Source organism: Ideonella sp. WA131b (genome assembly GCA_023657425.1).
In the GTDB taxonomy this organism is placed as follows: domain Bacteria; phylum Pseudomonadota; class Gammaproteobacteria; order Burkholderiales; family Burkholderiaceae_C; genus Rubrivivax.
In genome coordinates, this window is the sequence record JAGTJW010000003.1 from 232074 (window position 1) to 248435 (window position 16362).

Here is a 16362-nt window from a genome sequence, read left to right on the forward strand (position 1 = left end):
GCCGCTCTTGCCCGTGCACTGCGTCACACCCCGCGGTGCCTGTAGGAATCTGCCTGACAAGGCCGCTGGAAGAACAAGGACTCCAGCCATCGAAATGGCCTCATGGGCAGGCCCCTGTCCGATGCCTAGAGTTCATGCCATCGATCAGCCCACCATGTCACCCAGGGAACCCAGCATGACCTCCGACCAGATCCTCGCCGAGATCCGTGAAGCCAACCTCAGCTACTTGATGCTGGCCCAGAGCCTGATCCGCCAAGACCGTGAGCAGGCCTTGTTCCGCCTGGGGATCAGCGAGGACAACGCGAATCTGATCACCACGCTGACCCCGGCGCAGATGATGAAGATCGCCGCCTGCAACACGCTGCTGTGTCGCTTCCGCATGGATGACGACATGGTGTGGAGCCTCATCACCAGCCACGGCAAGGGCGCCGCCAATGAAGGCATGAGCCGCCTGCACGCCAGCATCCTGATGGCCGGGCGCCACCAGGAAGCGGCCTGAGCCACCGGCCCAGAGCATCCCAAGGAGCGAGACATGGCCCGAACCAAGAGCATCCTGACCGAAGCGCGGCAGATCGAGCGTGCCGTCACGCTGATCAACCTCGGCGCCCGCCTGCAGGTCCTGGAGAGCGAGACCGATCTCAGCTACGAGCGCCTACTGCGCCTGTACAAGGAAGTCGCGGGGAAGAGCCCGAGCAAGGGTCAGTTGCCCTTCTCCACCGACTGGTTCATGACCTGGCAACCCAACATCCACGCCAGTCTTTTCCTGAACATCCACGAGTACCTCAACAAGGTGGCCGCGCTGGACGAGATCGACACCGTCATCAAGGCCTACCAGCTGTACCTGGAGCAGATGCAGTCCGAACGGCTGGACCCGCTGCTGAGCGTCACGCGCGCCTGGCGGCTGGTGAAGTTCGTCGACAACGGCATGCTGACGATGACGCCCTGCAGCAAGTGCGGTGGCCACTTCGTGACCCATCCGCACGAGATCGCCCGCCATTACGTCTGTGGCCTGTGCAACCCGCCGGCCCGCGCCGGCAAGGGCAGGGCGGCGGGTGCCTTGCGCATCGGCGAACGCGTCCACTGAAGCGGGCCGGCCCGTCGGGATCGAATCGGGCTTCAGGACGGGCCCCGCCAGCCGCCGCTGCACGGTGGGCCTGGAGCCCGGATCGGTGCGGCGCAGGATTCACTGTTCGTCTCCTCCTGGCACAGTCTCTGTGCCTTCCACGGGCCCCTCGGGGCCCGTTTTTTTTCGCCCGTCTTCAGCGCCTGCGCGCGGTTGCCGATAAACGCGCCGTGAAGCTTGTCGCCGTCAACCCCAAGGACCTGCCGCTGGACCGGGCTTTGCCGTTCACGCTTCGCGATGCCTCGGGCCGCCTGTTGCTGGGCGCCGGCACGACGGTGGCCAGCGATAGGCAACGTCGGGAACTGTTGCAGCAGCCGCTGTTCGCCGAGGAGCACCGCTGCGCCGAGTGGCGCCGCCGCATGAACGAGGCGATGGACCAGCAACTGCGCCAAGGCGCCCCGCTCAAGGACGTCGTCAGTGCCCGGCCGCAAGATCCCCCGCGCGAGGCCCTCGTGCGCAGCGTCTCCACCGGCGACGCCTGGTTCGAGCTGCGCAGCCGCCTCGACGCCGTGCTGCGCGGCGTGCGCCCTGGCGGTGACTGGCGGGTGCGACTGGCGGATCTGCATCGCCGCGGCCGTGCACTGGTGGAGCGCCGCGCCGACGAGTCGCTCTACCACCTCGTCTACGAGGCGGTGCACTTCAGCGAGCGCTACAGCGCCCACCACGCCTGGATGACGCTGGTGCTGGCCGAGCAGGCCGCCGTGCTGCTGGGCTGGCCGCAGCCTCAAGTCGACAGCCTGGGCCGTGCCGCGTTGACGATGAACGTCGCGATGCTGCGGCTGCAGGACCACCTGGCCAAGGCCCAGTTGCCCCCGACCGAAGACCAGCGCCGCGAGATCGCCGGTCATGCCGGACGGGGCGCGTCGTTGCTGGCCGCGGCCGGTCTGGAGGACGCCGTGGCTCTGGAGGGCGTGCGTCTGCACCACGACGCCGCAGCCGAGCGCGCGCCGTTGCAGGCGCAGCCGCCGGAACTCCAGGTGGCTCGGCTGTTGCGGCGCGCCGACGTCTTCGGCGCCATGATCAGCCGGCGTGCGTCGCGCCCGGCGATGTCGCCGCTGACGGCGGCGGGCGAGGCCTTCCTGGGGCCCGATGGCCGGCCGGACGAAGTCGGCAGCGCCCTGCTTCGTGCGGTGGGGTTGTACCCAACAGGCAGCTTCGTCGAGTTGGCCAACGGAGAAATCGGCATCGTCGTCGCGCGTGGCCGGCGGGCCAACCTTCCGCTGGTGGCCGCCCTTGTCTCGGCCCGCGGCGTGGTCTACGGCGAACCCGTGCCGCGAGACACCCTGGACCGCCGCCACGCCGTGAAGGCTGCCGTGGCGCCTGAACGCGTGAAGGTGCGCTTTCAGCATGACAAGGTGCTGGCGCTGGCCTCCGGCACCGCCCCGGCCGTCATCCCGATGCCGGTCAGCCTGCGATGAGCACCCGGCGACCCCCGCTGTTCTGAAGGTTCCGGAGCGCCAGCGGCGCCGACACTCTGGCGATGAAGGCCCGCTTCACGTCGCTGCTGCGCTGGCATCCGACCCATTGGCGCTGGCCGCTGCCGGCTCTGGCCGCCTGGCTGCTGGCCTGGGGCGTGTTCGGCGCTGCAGCGGCCTGGGACCGGCCGCTGCACGGACTGTCCTTGGCCTTGCTGCTGGGCGGCATCGCGGCTTGGCGGGTGGAGGGCGGGGCCCGCCGTGCATGGGTGGCGGCGGGCTTCCCGGCGTCGGCGATGGCGCTGGGTGTAGCGGGCGACGTACCCGGTTGGCTGTGGCTGCTGCCCGTCGCGCCCATGCTGCTGCTCTACCCCTTGCGTGCGTGGCGCGACGCGCCCTTCTTCCCGACCCCAGCCGCGGCGTTGGACGGCCTGGCCGGGGCCGTGGGCGAGCGCGGGCGCGTGCTGGAGGCCGGCTGCGGCCTGGGCCATGGGCTGGCGGCGCTGCGCCGGCAGTTCCCGCACGCCGAGATCGTGGGCCTGGAGTGGAGCCCGCTGCTCGCGCGGCTGGCCCGCTGGCGGCGCCCCGACGCCAGGGTGCGGCGCAGCGATCTCTGGGCCGAACCCTGGGGTGGGTATGACCTCGTCTACCTGTTCCAGCGTCCCGAGAGCATGGCCCGCGCCTGGGCCAAGGCCCTTGCCGAGATGCCGCCGGGCGGCTGGCTCGCGAGCCTGGAGTTCGCGGTGCCGGGCGTGCGCGCCAGTGTCTGTCTGCCCGGTGCCGAAGGGCGGCCGCTGTGGCTGTACCGCGTGCCGCGTGCCGTCGGCTCAATGGCCGAACCGCCCTGCCGATAACCCACGCAAAGCAGCGCCGCCCGTGGGTGGATGCTGCCCTCGCGGAACAAGCCACATGTTCGTCATCATTGGTTGGGTCGTCGTGCTCGGTTGCGTCTTCGGGGTGTTCATCGCCCACGGCGGCAACATGGGTCCGATCATGAAGGCGCTGCCCTGGGAGATGGCAATGATCGGTGGTGCCACGCTGGGCGCGTTCCTGGTGAACAACCAGATGACCGTGATCAAGGCCACGATCAGTGGCGCGCGGAGCTGCTTCAAGGGCGGCAAGCACACGAAACAACGCTACATGGAGCTGCTGGCCCTGCTCTACGACGTCTTGCAGAAGGCACGCAAAGAAGGCCTGTTGTCCATCGAGAAGGACGTCGAGGACCCCGGGAGCTCGCCGCTGTTCCAGAAGTACCCGGCGGTCGGCAACGACCACCACGTCACCGAGTTCATCACCGACTACCTGCGCATGATGGTGTCGGGCAACCTCAACGCCCACGAGATCGAGTCGCTGATGGACAGCGAGATCGAGACCCACCACCACGAGGCTCACGCTCCGGTGGCGGCGATCCAGCGCGTGGCCGGCGCACTGCCGGCCTTCGGGATCGTGGCCGCGGTGCTGGGCGTGATCAAGACCATGGGCAGCGTCGGCCAGCCGCCGGCGGTGCTGGGCGCGATGATCGGCTCCGCCCTCGTCGGCACCTTCCTGGGCATCCTGTTGGCGTACGCCTTTGCCGAGCCTCTGGCGGGCCTGCTGGAGCAGAAGGTCGAGGAAAGCGGCAAGGAGCTGCAGTGCATCAAGACCACCTTGCTGGCCAGCATGCAGGGATACGCGCCGCAGGTCGCCATCGAGTTCGGCCGCAAGGTGCTGCTGAGCACCGTGCGCCCGACCTTCAGCGAGCTCGAGGCACACGTGAAGGGAAAGAAGTGATGCCACGAGCCGCAGCCGAGGACATGCGCGGATCCGGCTTCGCCGGGCCGCTGCATGAGCCCCCTCGGGGGGTGGCGAGGACCGCGGCGCAGCCGCGACCGCAGCCTGGGGGCCCATGACCATGGCAGGCGACGCCAAGAAGCTGCAGCCCATCATCATCAAGCGCGTCAAGAAGGGCGGTCATGCCGCCCATGGCGGCGCGTGGAAGATCGCCTACGCCGACTTCGTGACGGCCATGATGGCCTTCTTCCTCCTGATGTGGCTGCTGGGCAGCACGACGGAGGGCGACAAGAAGGGCATTGCCGACTACTTCTCGAGCCCATTGAAGCTGGCACTGCTGGCCAGCGGCTCGGGAGCCGGCGACTCCGCCCACGTCGTCAAGGGCGGCGGGCAGGACCTCTCGCGCTCCACCGGCCAGGTCAATCGCGGCGACGTCGACGCACCGAGGGACACCGTCAACCTGCACCAGCTCAAGGCCGAGCAGGCCCGTGCCGAGGCCGTCCGCCTCGAGGACTTGCAGCGCAAGGTCGGGGAGGCGCTGGCGCGTGACCCGGAGCTCAAGGCTCTGGCGGCGCAGATCAGGATGGAGATGACGGCCGACGGGCTGCGCATCCAAATCCTCGACGAGGCCGGCCGCCCGATGTTCACCAGCGGCAGCGCCAGCGTCCAGCCCTACATGCGCAAGCTGCTGCAGGCCCTCGGCGGCCTATTGGCCACGGTGCCCAACAGGCTCACGCTGGAGGGCCATACCGACGCCCAGCCTTTCGTGGGCGGCGATCGTGCTCAGCTGTCCTACGGCAACTGGGAGCTGAGCGCCGACCGCGCCAACGCCTCCCGCCGCGAGCTGTTGTCCGGCGGACTGCCCGACGATCAGGTGCTGCGTGTGCAGGGTCTGGCTGCCAGTCACCCGTTCGACCGCCGCGACCCGCTCTCTCCTGCCAATCGACGCATCAGCATCGTCGTGATGACGCGTGAGGCCGAGGACCGCGTCTTTCGTGGGCCCGAGCCGCCGCAGGCGCTGGACGCGGCCGCGCCTGCCGCGCCTGAGCCGGCCTCAAGTCCGGACGGCCGAGCCCGATAAGTCCCGTAGTCTCCCGTTCACAATTTCCCGGTCAAGGCCCCGCTCATGAACACCACCGACCTGAAGTTCCTCATCGTCGACGACTTCTCCACGATGCGCCGCATCGTCCGCGGGCTGCTCAAGGAAATGGGCTGCAACAACGCCGACGAGGCCGAGGACGGCGCCGTGGCCCTGAACATGCTCAAGGGCGGCAAGTACGACTTCGTGGTCTCCGACATCAACATGCCCAACATGAACGGTTTCGAGCTGCTGAAAGCCGTCAAGGCCGACGATTCTCTGCGCCACATTCCGGTGCTGATGGTCACGGCCGAGGCGCGCAAGGAAGACATCGTGATGGCGGCGCAAAGCGGCGCCGCGGGCTACATCGTCAAGCCCTTCACCAAGGCCACCCTTGAGGAAAAGCTGCAGAAGATCCTGCAGAAGCTGGCCACCCCCGCCTGACCTTGCCCGCATCCGCCCCCCACACACTGGAGCCAAGAACATGAAGATGGACGCCGCAGAGCAGCTCAAGCCCGCCGAGGCGCTGGTGGTCTCGCCCGAGGTCTTCCAACAGATCGGCAGCATCACCCGGCTGCTGCACGACACGATGCAGCAGCTCGGCGTGATGCCCAAACTGCAGATCGCCACCGACGGGCTGCCCGACGCGCGCAGCCGCCTGAGCTACATCGCATCGAAGACCGCGGAGGCCGCCGACAAGGTGCTGAACTCGGTCGACCGGGCCAAGCTCGAACATGCCGCCATCAGCGACGCCACGCGCGAGATGGCCCGGGCGATCGTTGCCGACCCCGTCAAGGCCGTGGCCAGTGGCCAGGTGATGAACTTCGTGCACGACGTCGAGTCGCGCACTGCGGCCATCGACAGCCATCTCACCGACATCATGATGGCCCAGGACTTCCACGACCTGACCGGTCAGGTTGTCGCCAAGGTCGTGGCACTGGCCAACGATCTCGAGGACAGCCTCGTCAAGCTGCTGGTGCAGGTGGTGCCGCCGGATCAGCGCGACAAGGTCGACCCCAGCGTGCTCAACGGCCCGGTGGTCAACCCGGCAGGGCGCACCGACGTTGTCAGTGACCAGAGCGAGGTCGACGACCTGCTGGCGAGTCTCGGGTTCTGAGCCACCGCGCCGCGCAGGCGGTGCCCGCCGCCACACGCCGCACGAGCGGCGTCCAGCCCCCACACGCCGCATAAGCGGCGTCCAGCCCCCACACGCCGCATAAGCGGCGTTTGGCCGGCCCTTATTCGGCTCAAGCCCTGGCGTCGGGCGGGCACCATGCAAGGGCTCCTGCTCCTCAAAGGGCACGGGGCCTTTGCCCATGACTGACGACGACTCCCAGGACCGCAGGCTACCCGCGACACAACGCAGGATCGACAAGGCGCGTCGAGAAGGCCAGGTCGCGCGCTCGCGCGACCTTGGGCATCTCGCTGCCCTGGGATTGGGCATCGCGCTGCTGGCTGCCGCCGGCAGGCTGCTGGCCGAAGCCAGCGGCCGCCTGCTCGAGGCCGGGCTGCGCTTTGACGCTCGCCAACTCGCCCGGCCCGCGGCCATGGTGGAGCACCTGGCTGCCCAGGGCCTGCAGATGATGGTGCTGCTGGCGCCGGTGTTCGTGATCACACTGCTGGCGGCCCTGGCGGCGGGCGTGCTTTCAGGGGGCTGGAACTTCACGCTGAAGGCTCTGGAGCCCACCTGGGACAAGGTCAGTCCCTGGGCGGGATTGAAGCGCCTGGTCTCGCTCATGCAGCTCACCACCACCCTCAAGGCCTGCCTGCTGGCGCTGGTGCTGGGCGCGGTGGGCGCGATCTACCTCGGCCAGCACTGGATGCAGCACGCCGCATTGCTGGCGCTGCCGCTGCCGGCGGCCTTGGTCGAGAGCGGCCGGCTCTTGATGGGCGGCCTGATGCTGATGCTGGTGGTGCTTGTGCTGTTCGCCCTGGTCGACGTGCCGCTGCAGCGCCAACTGCTGCTGCGCAGGCTGCGCATGAGCGTCGAGGAGATGAAGAAGGAATACAAGGAGGTCGAGGGCAACGCGGAAGTCAAGGCCAGGTTGAAGCTCAAGATGCGCGAGCTCGCCAGCCGGCGCATGCTGGGTGCCGTGCCGCGTGCCGACCTCGTGGTGATGAACCCCACGCACTTTGCGGTGGCGCTGAAGTACGACGAGGCCACCATGGGTGCGCCGCGGGTGGTGGCCAAGGGCGCCGACCTGCTGGCTTTGCGAATCCGCGACATGGCCCGCGACGCGCGTGTGCCGGTGCTGCATGCGCCACCCCTGGCACGGGCCCTGTACGCGCACTGCGAGATCGATGCCGAGGTGCCGGCTCGCCTGTTCACCGCAGTGGCGCAAGTGCTGGCCTGGGTGTATCAGGTTCGCGACGCCCATCTGCGGCCGGACGCGACCGGGCGGGCGACCACCCAGCCGGCTCCGGTGCCCGAGGTGCCGGCCGACATGGACCCGCTGAACGCGGCGGCTGACGGCACCCGCCGCACCGAGGACCCGCCGCTGTGAACAGACTGACGCAACAGCTCAACACCTGGTTCGGCGGCGCTCGCGCCGGTGCCGTCAAGCAGCTCGTGCTGCCGGTCTTCATCATCATGATGCTGGCAATGATGGTGCTGCCGCTGCCGGGCTTCTTGCTCGACCTGCTGTTCACCTTCAACATTGCGCTGGCGCTGGTGGTCATCATGATCTCGGCACGGATGGTGAAGCCGCTGGACTTCAGCGCGCTGCCCAACGTTCTGATGCTGACCACGCTTCTGCGGCTGAGCCTGAACGTGGCCTCCACCCGGTTGGTCCTGATGGAGGGCCACACCGGCCCCGGCGCCGCGGGCCAGGTCATCGAGGCCTTCGGCCACTTCATCATCGGTGGCAACTTCGCGGTCGGCCTGATCGTGTTCGCAATCCTGGTGACCATCAACTTCGTCGTCGTCACCAAGGGCGCCGAGCGCATCGCCGAGGTCGGCGCGCGCTTCGCACTCGACGCCATGCCCGGCAAGCAGATGGCCATTGACGCCGACCTCAACGCCGGCGTCATTGACGAGAAGATGGCGCGTCAGCGCCGCGCCGAAGTGGCCGAGGAGGCCGACTTCTTCGGCAGCATGGACGGCGCCAGCAAGTACGTGCGCGGCGATGCGATGGCGGGGCTGCTGATCCTGTTCATCACTGTCGTTGGTGGCTTCATCATCGGCATGGCCAGCCACGGCATGGGTGCGGGCGAAGCGGCCCAGGCCTACGTGACGCTGGCCGTGGGCGACGCACTGGTGGCGCAAATCCCGGCGCTGCTCATCAGCGTGGCCAGCGCCATGGTGGTGTCGCGCGTCGGCAAGGAAGCCGACATCGGCACCCAGATCCGCGGCCAGGTGTTCGACTCACCCCCGGCCCTTGGTGTGGCCGCTGGTATCGTGGGCCTGCTGGGGTTGGTACCTGGCATGCCGCATCTGGTTTTCCTGCTCGTGGCCGGCGGCCTGGGCCTGCTGGCCTGGCAGCTCGACAAGGCCCGGCGACGCGCCGCCCAGGCGCCCGAGCAGGCCGGCCCCGGCGAGCTGCAGCCGGCCTCCACCGAGGCCACCTGGGACGACCTCACGCCTGTGGACACTCTCGGCCTCGAGGTCGGCTACCGGCTCATCGCGCTGGTGGACAAGGCGCGCGCCACCGCGGGCAGCGACCTGCTCGGACGCATCAAGGGCGTGCGCAAGAAATTCGCGCAGGACGTCGGCTTCCTGCCGCCGCCGGTGCACATCCGCGACAACCTCGTCGATCTCAAGCCCGGCATGTACCGCGTGACCCTGCGCGGCGCCGTGGTGGGTGAAGGCGAGGCCCTCCCGGGCCAGTGGCTGGCCATCAACCCCGGCGGTGCCACGCTGTCGCTGCCCGGCCAGCGCACCACCGACCCTGCCTTCGGCCTGCCTGCGGTGTGGATCGAGGAGCGCCACAGGGAGAACGCCCAAATGGCGGGGTTTACGGTGGTTGATTGCGCCACCGTCGTGGCAACCCACCTCTCACACTTGATGCAAGTGAACGCGGCCCGACTGCTGGGCCGTGTCGAGACGCAGAACCTCGTCGAACACGTCACCAAGCTCGCGCCCAAACTCATCGAAGACGTCGTGCCCAAGATGGTCGGGATCGCCACTCTCCAACGCGTACTCCAGCTGCTGCTGGAGGAGGGCGTTCACATCCGCGACATGCGCTCCATCGTCGAGTGCCTGGCCGAGCATGCCGCCACCGTGACGGACGCCGTCGAGCTGGCGCGCCGCATCCGCGTGCATCTGGCGCCGGCCATCGTGCAGCAGATCTACGGCGCCACGCGCGAACTTGACGTCATTGCGCTGGAGCCCGAGCTCGAACGGCTCGTTGCGCAGGCGCTGGGCAGCCCGCACGGCTCCGCGCTGGACCCCGGCGTGGCCGACACGCTCACGCGCAGCGCCGCCGACACCGCCAAGCGCCAGGAAGACCTCGGCCTGCCGGCCTGTCTGCTGGTGCCGGACCTCATCCGCGCGCCGCTGGCGCGGCTGCTCAAGCGTGCAGCCCCGCGCCTCAAGGTGCTGGGCCACAGCGAGATACCTGAAACCCACTCGATCCGCATCGGATCGATCATCGGCCACCGCCCGCTCGGCCAACTCGGATCAGCGACATGAACGTCAAGCGATTCACCGCCCGCACCTCGCGCGACGCGCTGACCCTGGTGCGCCAGGCCTTCGGCGACGACGCCGTCGTCATGAGCACCCGCCCCTGCGCCGAGGGCGTGGAAGTGTTGGCGATGGCGCCAGAGAGCATCCAGCAGCTGGAGCGTGTGCGGGCTGGTGCCGAGTCGGTGCGCGCCCAGCCGCTGGTTTCGGCTGCTTCGGCGGCGCATGCCGCCTCCCCGGTGCGCGGCCTGGAGCGCCAGGAACCGGCCTTCGACATTGACGGTCCCACGGGCCCGCGCGACGAGGTCGAGCGCGACGTGGCGCAGCTGCAGATGAGCACGCTGAGCTTCCAGGACTACGTGCGCCAGCGCATGCTCAGGCGCCGGCAGGCCGAGTTGACGGCCGACGCCGCCGGCGCCGAGGCCAACGCGGCTGATCCCATGCCGTCGAGCCCGGGTGTAAGCCCGATTGCCGCCGCGCGCAGCCGCCTGGCCGCCGCGCGCGCCGCACGGGAAGCAGCGGGCCCAGGCGCTGACCCGCTGGCCGGTCGCGACGTGCCGGTGCTGCGCGAGGCACTGTCGGAGCCTCGCCGCGAGGGGGCGGGCCAGCCACTGGCGGCCGCGGCCCCGATCCTGCTCAGCGGCGTGGCCGCTCCGCTGCCGCTGCCGCCGGCGGCCACGCGCGCCGAGCAGGAGGCCATGATGGGTGAGCTCCGGTCGATGCGCGGGCTCATCGAGCAGCGCTTCGGGGCTTTGGCCTTCATGGAGAAGCTGCAGCGCCATCCGCGGCAGGCCCACTTGTCGCAGCGGCTGCTCGACGCCGGGTTCTCGCCGGCCTTGATCCGCCAGCTGGTGCACAAGCTGCCGGCCGACCTGGAAGAGGCCACGTGGTCTGCCGGCGTGCTGGAGCGCAATCTCTTGACGGCCGAGCGCGAACCGGCGCTCGAAGACGCGGGCGGCGTGTTCGCGCTCGTCGGGGCCACCGGCGTGGGCAAGACCACCTCGACCGCGAAGCTGGCCGCGGCCTTCGCAGCGCGCCACGGCGCCGCGGAGCTGGGCCTGGTGACGCTGGACGCCTACCGCGTGGGGGCACAGGAGCAGCTGCGCACTTACGGCCGCATCCTCGGCGTGCCGGTCCACACGGCCCACGACCGCGCCTCGCTCGACGATCTGCTGGAGCTGCTGTCCGCCAAGCGCATGGTGCTGATCGACACAGCCGGCATGGCGCAGCGCGACAGCCGCACGCGGGATCTGCTCGAGATGGTGTCGCACCGCTCCATACAGAAGCTGCTGGTGGTGAACGCCTCGGCCCAGGGCGAGACCATCGAGGACCAGATCGCCGGCTATGCCGCCACGAACCCGGCCACGCACTGCCGCGGCGTGGTGCTTTCGAAGATCGACGAGGCCGTCAAGCTGGGCCCTGCCCTCGACGCGATGATCCGCCACCGCCTGAAGGTGCTGGCCGTGGCCAACGGCCAGCGCGTGCCCGAGGACTGGCACCGGCTGTCGGCCAACGCGCTGGTGCAGCGGGCGCTGAAGGCCGCCCCAGCCGCGGCCTGGCGGCTCGACGCGCAGGACGTCAGCCTCATCTTTGCCGGCATGCCGGCAGCCCAGGGCAACGCGGCTGGGCTCCAGGCCTGAACGCGGCCACACCCAAGCGAGTCCCGGCCATGCCCGACTTTTACCCTTCATCCAGCCCGGCGCCGCTGGACCAGGCCGACGGCCTGCGTCGACTGTTCGGTGGCCGCCGCCGTGCCGTGTTGCCACTGGTGGCCGATCCGCACGTCGGCTTCGGTGGCGTGGTGCTCGATCGGCTTGCGCAGGCGCTGGCGGCGCAGGGTCGCAACGTGCTGGTGGTCGACGCCGCCACTGGCAGCCCGCCGCCGGCCGAGTTGGCAGCCGTCGACCTGGCGTTGTGCATCGAGACGCTGGCGCCACGCGTGGCCTACCTGGCGGCTGGCGGTCTGACTTCGGCCTATGTGGACACACGAGGCTGTGCCGACGCACTGATCGACGCCGTCCAGCGCGCGCACCCTGCCGCCGACGTGGTGCTGCTGCACGCGGATGCGTCCGATCTGGCCCGCATCCTCAAGCGCCGTGCCGCGCGGCCTGTGCTGCTGGGGGCCGACCACCCAGACAGCATCAAGCACGCCTACGCCGGAGCCAAGCTGCTCGCCACGCGCTGCGGCCTGTTCACCTTTGACCTGCTGTTGGCGATGCCGGCGCGCTCGCCGCGCGCGACGGCAATCGTCCAGAGCCTCGCCGGGTGCGCCGAGACCTTTCTCGGCGCGCTGCTTGTGCATCACGCGCGCATCGACCCGGCAGGGAACACCGCCGCGCATGGCCCTGGCGCGGACGACGAGCTTGCCCGGCTGCTGGCCGCGCAGCTGGCACTCGATGAGGGCGGCTTCGTGCCGCTCGCCGCGAACCCCCCAATCCCTTCCGCCGCCGGCGCGCGCCATGCTGCCGGCCAATGCTAGAGGCCACACCGACCATGTACACCGCCAAGGGACAACTCGACTCCGGCGCCCTGCTCAAGCAGTACAGCCCCCTCGTGCGCCGGCTGGCGCACCAGATGATCGCCAAGCTGCCTGCCAACGTGGAGATCGACGACCTGATCCAGGTCGGCATGATCGGCCTGAACGACGCGCTCAGCCGCTTCGACGCCAGCCACGGCGTGCAGTTCGAGACCTTCGCCACTCAGCGCATCCGCGGCGCCATGCTCGACGAGCTGCGCGGCAACGACTGGATGAGCCGCGGCGACCGGCGTCGCCAGCGCAGCATCGAGGCCGCGGTGCACAAGCTGGAGCAGCGCTTCGGGCGCGCACCCAGTGAGAGCGAGATTGCGCGAGAAATGGGCCTGAGCCTGCAGGACTACCAGGAGCTGCTGGGCAAGGTGCGGGGCACCCAGCTGATCTACCTGGAGGACATGAGCGGTGACGACGGCGACGACGACTACCTGGACCGCCACGTCATCGACGAAGACGCCAACCCCATCGCGCGGCTGCAGGACCAGCGCATGCGCCAGGCCCTGGTCAAGGCCATCAAGAACCTGCCCGAGCGGGAACAGTACGTGATGAGCATGTACTACGAGCACGACATGAACCTGAAGGAGATCGCCGCCGTGCTGGGGGTGACCGAGAGCCGGGTCTGTCAGCTGCACAGCCAGAGCATTGCGCGGCTGCGCACCAAGTTGCGCGAATGGTGAGCCCGGCGATGCGGGCCCGGCTCTCCCGCAACAAGCAGGCGACGGCCTCTGCCGCCGCGCCGACAGTCCGCCGCCGGCGGCAGCGGACGAGCCCTGGCGCGGGCGCTGGGCGCGCGTCGCCTGTACGACCTGATCGACGGCAACCCCCTGTTCGTGTTCCAGCCCATCACCTGCCTGGCCATCAGCTCCGACGACGAGCGTGAGTCGCGCGGCGCCCCCCGCAGATGCTGCCGAAGGAGTCGGTGACGTTCGCGCGGACCGACATGCTTGACGTGATCACCGGATCGGGCATCGCCTACCCCTTCGGAAAGAGCCTGCGCGGGCACGCGCTGGCGCTCATCGACGTGGTGCACCCGAGGTTCCGCGCCGAACCGATCGAGGCCGCCCGCCGGCTGCGCTGCGTGGGGGGCGACCACAGGTCACACCGGCAGCAAGCTGCGCATCACGACCTGGCTCTGAGTGACCAGGCGCTCCGGCAGCGGCGGCGGTGCGCGCTGCGGGATCAGGCCGCCAGGGAGCCGGCACCGCCGAGGCGATCGGGCGGGCCATGCCCTGCATGCAGTGACGCCGGCGCGCTGCGCGAGATCAGCAGGTCGAATCCGCGGTCGAGCGTGGCGGCGGCGCGCGACGCAATCGCGGCGGAGCAGGCAGTCTGACCTGATGGCGCTGAGCGAGCATCAGCTCAGTCGGAACTGCCCGATTCGGTAGGCCAGGCTCTGGCCCTGGGCATGAAGATCCTTCGAGGCCTCAGCCAACTGTTGAACGCGCTGAAGGCCCAGCTCGGCGTCGCTGCGGATGAGCTGCAGCTGCTCGAGGATGCGGTTGGATTCGGTTCGTCCCTGATGCGACAGGTTTGCGACGTCGTCCATGGCGACGTGGATGTCGTCAACGTGCTGGTCGGCTCTGGAAAGGGCATCGCCCGTATCGTCCACCAGCAAGCGGCTGAGTTCGATGTCATCGGTGGATCGACCGACGATCTCACCGATTCGGCGGACCGCATCGGCACCCCGAGCGGCCAGGCTGCGCACCTCGTGCGCCACAACCGCGAAGCCGCGTCCGGCGTCGCCCGCCTTGCCCGCCTCCACGGCCGCGTTGAGAGCGAGCATGTTGGTGCGGAATGCGATGTTGTCGATCAGGCGCACGATCTCGCCGATCTCGGCGCTGCTGTTGCGCAGCGAGGCCATGCGGTCGCGCAGCCGCTGCATCTGCTTTCGATTGCGGGCGCTCTCCAGCCTGAGTGCATGCACCAGTGCCACGACGTTCTCCACTTGATGCCCGCAGGCAGCCAACTGCTCGGCGTTGCTCTGCACGCCCTCGAACACGTTGTTCACAGCCCGCGTCGTGGCTTGATTCCGCTCGGCGATGTCACGGTTGCCGCCGGCAACCACCTCCGAGGCCTGCTTCACCGCCCCGACTCCCTGCCTGACCGAGCCCAGCAGGTCGGAGAGCTTCGTCAGCGCCGTGGACATGCTGTTCATGGTGATGGCAACTTCGTCCCGGCCCAAGGGGTTGAGCTTCGCACTCAGGTCGCCATCCGCCATTCGGCGCGCCTGCTGCTGAAGCTGTCTCACACCTCCTCCCATCACCAGGATGAAGCAGTAGGTCAGATAGCCCGAGAGAAGCATCGCCACCACGAGAGCAACACACACGCGGATCCGCATCGCCTCGGCGTTGGACTGTTGACGTCGCAGCTGCTCGGTCACGTGCACAGCCAGAGTCTGGCGGAGCAGGCTCAAGTCGGTACTGGCTTGTCGATAGGCCAGGCGCACCGCCGACGGGTCGGGGCTCGCACCGAGCACCATCACGTCGCTTTGGACCAGGGCCGCAAAGTCCCGAACGGACTTGACCCGCTGCGCCACATTGCCATGGGCCACCGAGGCGTATTGACGCACCTGCTGTTCCAGCCGGAGGACGTCGGCGAACGCCATGGCCTGGCGCTGGACCAGCGCATGCCGCTCGAGCTCTCCGCCTCGGCTGTTGGCCAGCCCTGCATGCACCGCGCGATGAAGGTTCTCGATAGCTGTCTGCAGCGAGGGCAGCACTTCCGCCGCCAACTCGCTGGCTGCCTGAAGGCGCCCATCGCCATGCGACAACAGCCCCGAGCTGTAGACGGCATGGACGCGGAGATCCTGAAGTGTCGACAGCGCCGCCTGCAGCATGGGTTGGCTGCTGGACAGCTGGTCAGCTGGAGCGGCGACGGCGCGTTCGATGTCGACCCGACCGCGTTCCCAGACTTCACGCATGTCGAGGCCCCGATCCAGTGCCTGATGGTGCGCGCTCCAGAGCGCAGCACTGGCGCTGACGCGTCCGTCGGGCGGCCGCGGCTCACCGGACTCCAGCGCCGCAGCCGGTGCCAGCAGTTCGGCCTGCAGCCCGAGGGACGCGAGGGCCAACTCCATGCCCGCGAGGCGCTGTCCATTCAGCTGCACATCCTGGCTCTTTCCAAGGACCACGTAGCCGCCCAAGGGCAACATAGGGGTCGCCAGGATGCCCATGACCAGCAGCACCTTCGAGCGGATCGTGAGCTGCCGCAGACAGCGAACGCCCGGCGACCAGACGCCGTGATGGTTGAAGTACCTGCGGAGCTTGCCCAAGCCGGCTGCTGCCGTTGTGAACATGATGAATCGCAGCTTCAGGGCGTTCGGGTGCATCTGGCGTCCTCAGGTCGGGTAGCGGATAGCCGACAGGCTCTCTCGCTGGGTGTCGACCTCTTCAGTGGCGGGGAGATGTGCTTTCGGCAGGGCTGTTGAGCATCCTCGGTTGCAGCGCTGCCTCAAGATGCATTGGATATCGGTGCCTCGTTCGATGAGTGCGTCGGGCATCTGAGCTTAGGGTCGAGGCCGCGCGATGCCATGGCCAACCGGAAGCCGCTCAACGCCACGCCGAGCTGTTGCGCTTGCCGGCGGGGGCTCGCGGCAGCAGAGGCGCCCTCTCGGCCCGGCGCGGCGATCCGCAGCGTGATGCCGTCGAGGACGGCCATGCGCTGCGTGCAGGTCACGAGGTCGTTCATCGTCACGCCAGAGTCGGCCGGCAGCCGGGAGCCGATGTCGACCTTACTGACTCTGGCGCCCACCACGCCTCGATGTCGCGCAAGGCGGTGCCCGCCGCCTGCAAGACCCTGGGTGCGCTGCCCGCTCTGGCGCCAGCG

Annotated in this window: 16 protein-coding genes; 14 read left to right on the plus strand and 2 right to left on the minus strand. The window is 69.0% G+C overall.

The window, feature by feature from the left end; all coding sequences use genetic code 11:
• The first annotated feature begins 175 nt into the window (after positions 1-175).
• The 14 genes from flhD to KA711_16265 all read left to right on the plus strand — a co-directional run bounded on the left by flhD (position 176) and on the right by KA711_16265 (position 13870).
• Positions 176-499, plus strand: a complete 324-nt coding sequence (flhD, locus tag KA711_16200) for a flagellar transcriptional regulator FlhD (protein MCM0610512.1) — start codon at positions 176-178, stop codon at positions 497-499.
• Between the two features lie 33 nt (positions 500-532).
• The gene (gene flhC, locus KA711_16205) at positions 533-1084 is read left to right on the plus strand and encodes a flagellar transcriptional regulator FlhC (protein MCM0610513.1); all 552 of its coding nucleotides are present in this window, start codon (positions 533-535) and stop codon (positions 1082-1084) included.
• Between the two features lie 209 nt (positions 1085-1293).
• Positions 1294-2541: a hypothetical protein gene (locus KA711_16210; GenBank protein MCM0610514.1), complete on the plus strand. Its 1248-nt coding sequence runs from the start codon at positions 1294-1296 to the stop codon at positions 2539-2541.
• 62 nt (positions 2542-2603) lie between these two features.
• Entirely contained in the window at positions 2604-3392 is a 789-nt protein-coding gene (locus KA711_16215) for a class I SAM-dependent methyltransferase (protein MCM0610515.1), read from the plus strand.
• Positions 3393-3447: 55 nt separating this feature from the next.
• On the plus strand, positions 3448-4308 hold the full coding sequence (motA, locus tag KA711_16220) for a flagellar motor stator protein MotA (protein ID MCM0610516.1): 861 nt from the start codon (positions 3448-3450) through the stop codon (positions 4306-4308).
• Between the two features lie 121 nt (positions 4309-4429).
• Positions 4430-5389: a flagellar motor protein MotB gene (gene motB / locus KA711_16225; GenBank protein MCM0610517.1), complete on the plus strand. Its 960-nt coding sequence runs from the start codon at positions 4430-4432 to the stop codon at positions 5387-5389.
• Between the two features lie 45 nt (positions 5390-5434).
• Positions 5435-5830, plus strand: coding sequence for a chemotaxis response regulator CheY (gene cheY, locus KA711_16230; protein MCM0610518.1), 396 nt, complete (start codon positions 5435-5437; stop codon positions 5828-5830).
• Between the two features lie 40 nt (positions 5831-5870).
• Positions 5871-6503 carry a protein phosphatase CheZ gene (locus KA711_16235; protein MCM0610519.1) on the plus strand — a complete coding sequence of 211 codons (633 nt, stop codon included), beginning with the start codon at positions 5871-5873 and terminating at the stop codon, positions 6501-6503.
• Between the two features lie 199 nt (positions 6504-6702).
• Complete coding sequence (locus tag KA711_16240) at positions 6703-7890, plus strand: flagellar biosynthesis protein FlhB (protein ID MCM0610520.1); 1188 nt, start codon at positions 6703-6705, stop codon at positions 7888-7890.
• On the plus strand, positions 7887-10016 hold the full coding sequence (gene flhA / locus KA711_16245) for a flagellar biosynthesis protein FlhA (GenBank protein MCM0610521.1): 2130 nt from the start codon (positions 7887-7889) through the stop codon (positions 10014-10016). The genes KA711_16240 and flhA overlap by 4 nt, the downstream gene beginning before the upstream one ends.
• The gene (gene flhF / locus KA711_16250; protein MCM0610522.1) at positions 10013-11647 is read left to right on the plus strand and encodes a flagellar biosynthesis protein FlhF; all 1635 of its coding nucleotides are present in this window, start codon (positions 10013-10015) and stop codon (positions 11645-11647) included. The genes flhA and flhF overlap by 4 nt, the downstream gene beginning before the upstream one ends.
• A 29-nt stretch (positions 11648-11676) precedes the next feature.
• Positions 11677-12486, plus strand: a complete 810-nt coding sequence (locus KA711_16255) for a flagellar biosynthesis protein (GenBank protein MCM0610523.1) — start codon at positions 11677-11679, stop codon at positions 12484-12486.
• A gap of 14 nt (positions 12487-12500) precedes the next feature.
• Positions 12501-13214 carry an RNA polymerase sigma factor FliA gene (locus tag KA711_16260; protein MCM0610524.1) on the plus strand — a complete coding sequence of 238 codons (714 nt, stop codon included), beginning with the start codon at positions 12501-12503 and terminating at the stop codon, positions 13212-13214.
• A gap of 224 nt (positions 13215-13438) precedes the next feature.
• The gene (locus KA711_16265) at positions 13439-13870 is read left to right on the plus strand and encodes a hypothetical protein (GenBank protein MCM0610525.1); all 432 of its coding nucleotides are present in this window, start codon (positions 13439-13441) and stop codon (positions 13868-13870) included.
• A 21-nt stretch (positions 13871-13891) separates the two neighbouring features.
• On the opposite strand, the gene KA711_16270 is transcribed toward KA711_16265, so the two are convergent.
• On the minus strand, positions 13892-15865 hold the full coding sequence (locus KA711_16270; GenBank protein MCM0610526.1) for a methyl-accepting chemotaxis protein: 1974 nt from the start codon (positions 15863-15865) through the stop codon (positions 13892-13894).
• A 122-nt stretch (positions 15866-15987) separates the two neighbouring features.
• Positions 15988-16224, minus strand: coding sequence for a hypothetical protein (locus KA711_16275; GenBank protein MCM0610527.1), 237 nt, complete (start codon positions 16222-16224; stop codon positions 15988-15990).
• Positions 16225-16362: the final 138 nt, after the last annotated feature.

Bases quoted from the DNA above. Each gene is read 5' to 3' on its own strand.
- flhD (MCM0610512.1), top strand. From the start codon at position 176: ATGACCTCCGACCAGATCCTCGCCGAGATCCGTGAAGCCAACCTCAGC.
- flhC (MCM0610513.1), top strand. From the start codon at position 533: ATGGCCCGAACCAAGAGCATCCTGACCGAAGCGCGGCAGATCGAGCGT.
- KA711_16215 (MCM0610515.1), top strand. From the start codon at position 2,604: ATGAAGGCCCGCTTCACGTCGCTGCTGCGCTGGCATCCGACCCATTGG.
- motA (MCM0610516.1), top strand. From the start codon at position 3,448: ATGTTCGTCATCATTGGTTGGGTCGTCGTGCTCGGTTGCGTCTTCGGG.
- motB (MCM0610517.1), top strand. From the start codon at position 4,430: ATGGCAGGCGACGCCAAGAAGCTGCAGCCCATCATCATCAAGCGCGTC.
- cheY (MCM0610518.1), top strand. From the start codon at position 5,435: ATGAACACCACCGACCTGAAGTTCCTCATCGTCGACGACTTCTCCACG.
- KA711_16235 (MCM0610519.1), top strand. From the start codon at position 5,871: ATGAAGATGGACGCCGCAGAGCAGCTCAAGCCCGCCGAGGCGCTGGTG.
- KA711_16240 (MCM0610520.1), top strand. From the start codon at position 6,703: ATGACTGACGACGACTCCCAGGACCGCAGGCTACCCGCGACACAACGC.
- flhF (MCM0610522.1), top strand. From the start codon at position 10,013: ATGAACGTCAAGCGATTCACCGCCCGCACCTCGCGCGACGCGCTGACC.
- KA711_16255 (MCM0610523.1), top strand. From the start codon at position 11,677: ATGCCCGACTTTTACCCTTCATCCAGCCCGGCGCCGCTGGACCAGGCC.
- KA711_16260 (MCM0610524.1), top strand. From the start codon at position 12,501: ATGTACACCGCCAAGGGACAACTCGACTCCGGCGCCCTGCTCAAGCAG.
- KA711_16265 (MCM0610525.1), top strand. From the start codon at position 13,439: ATGCTGCCGAAGGAGTCGGTGACGTTCGCGCGGACCGACATGCTTGAC.
- KA711_16270 (MCM0610526.1), bottom strand. From the start codon at position 15,865: ATGCACCCGAACGCCCTGAAGCTGCGATTCATCATGTTCACAACGGCA.
- KA711_16275 (MCM0610527.1), bottom strand. From the start codon at position 16,224: ATGAACGACCTCGTGACCTGCACGCAGCGCATGGCCGTCCTCGACGGC.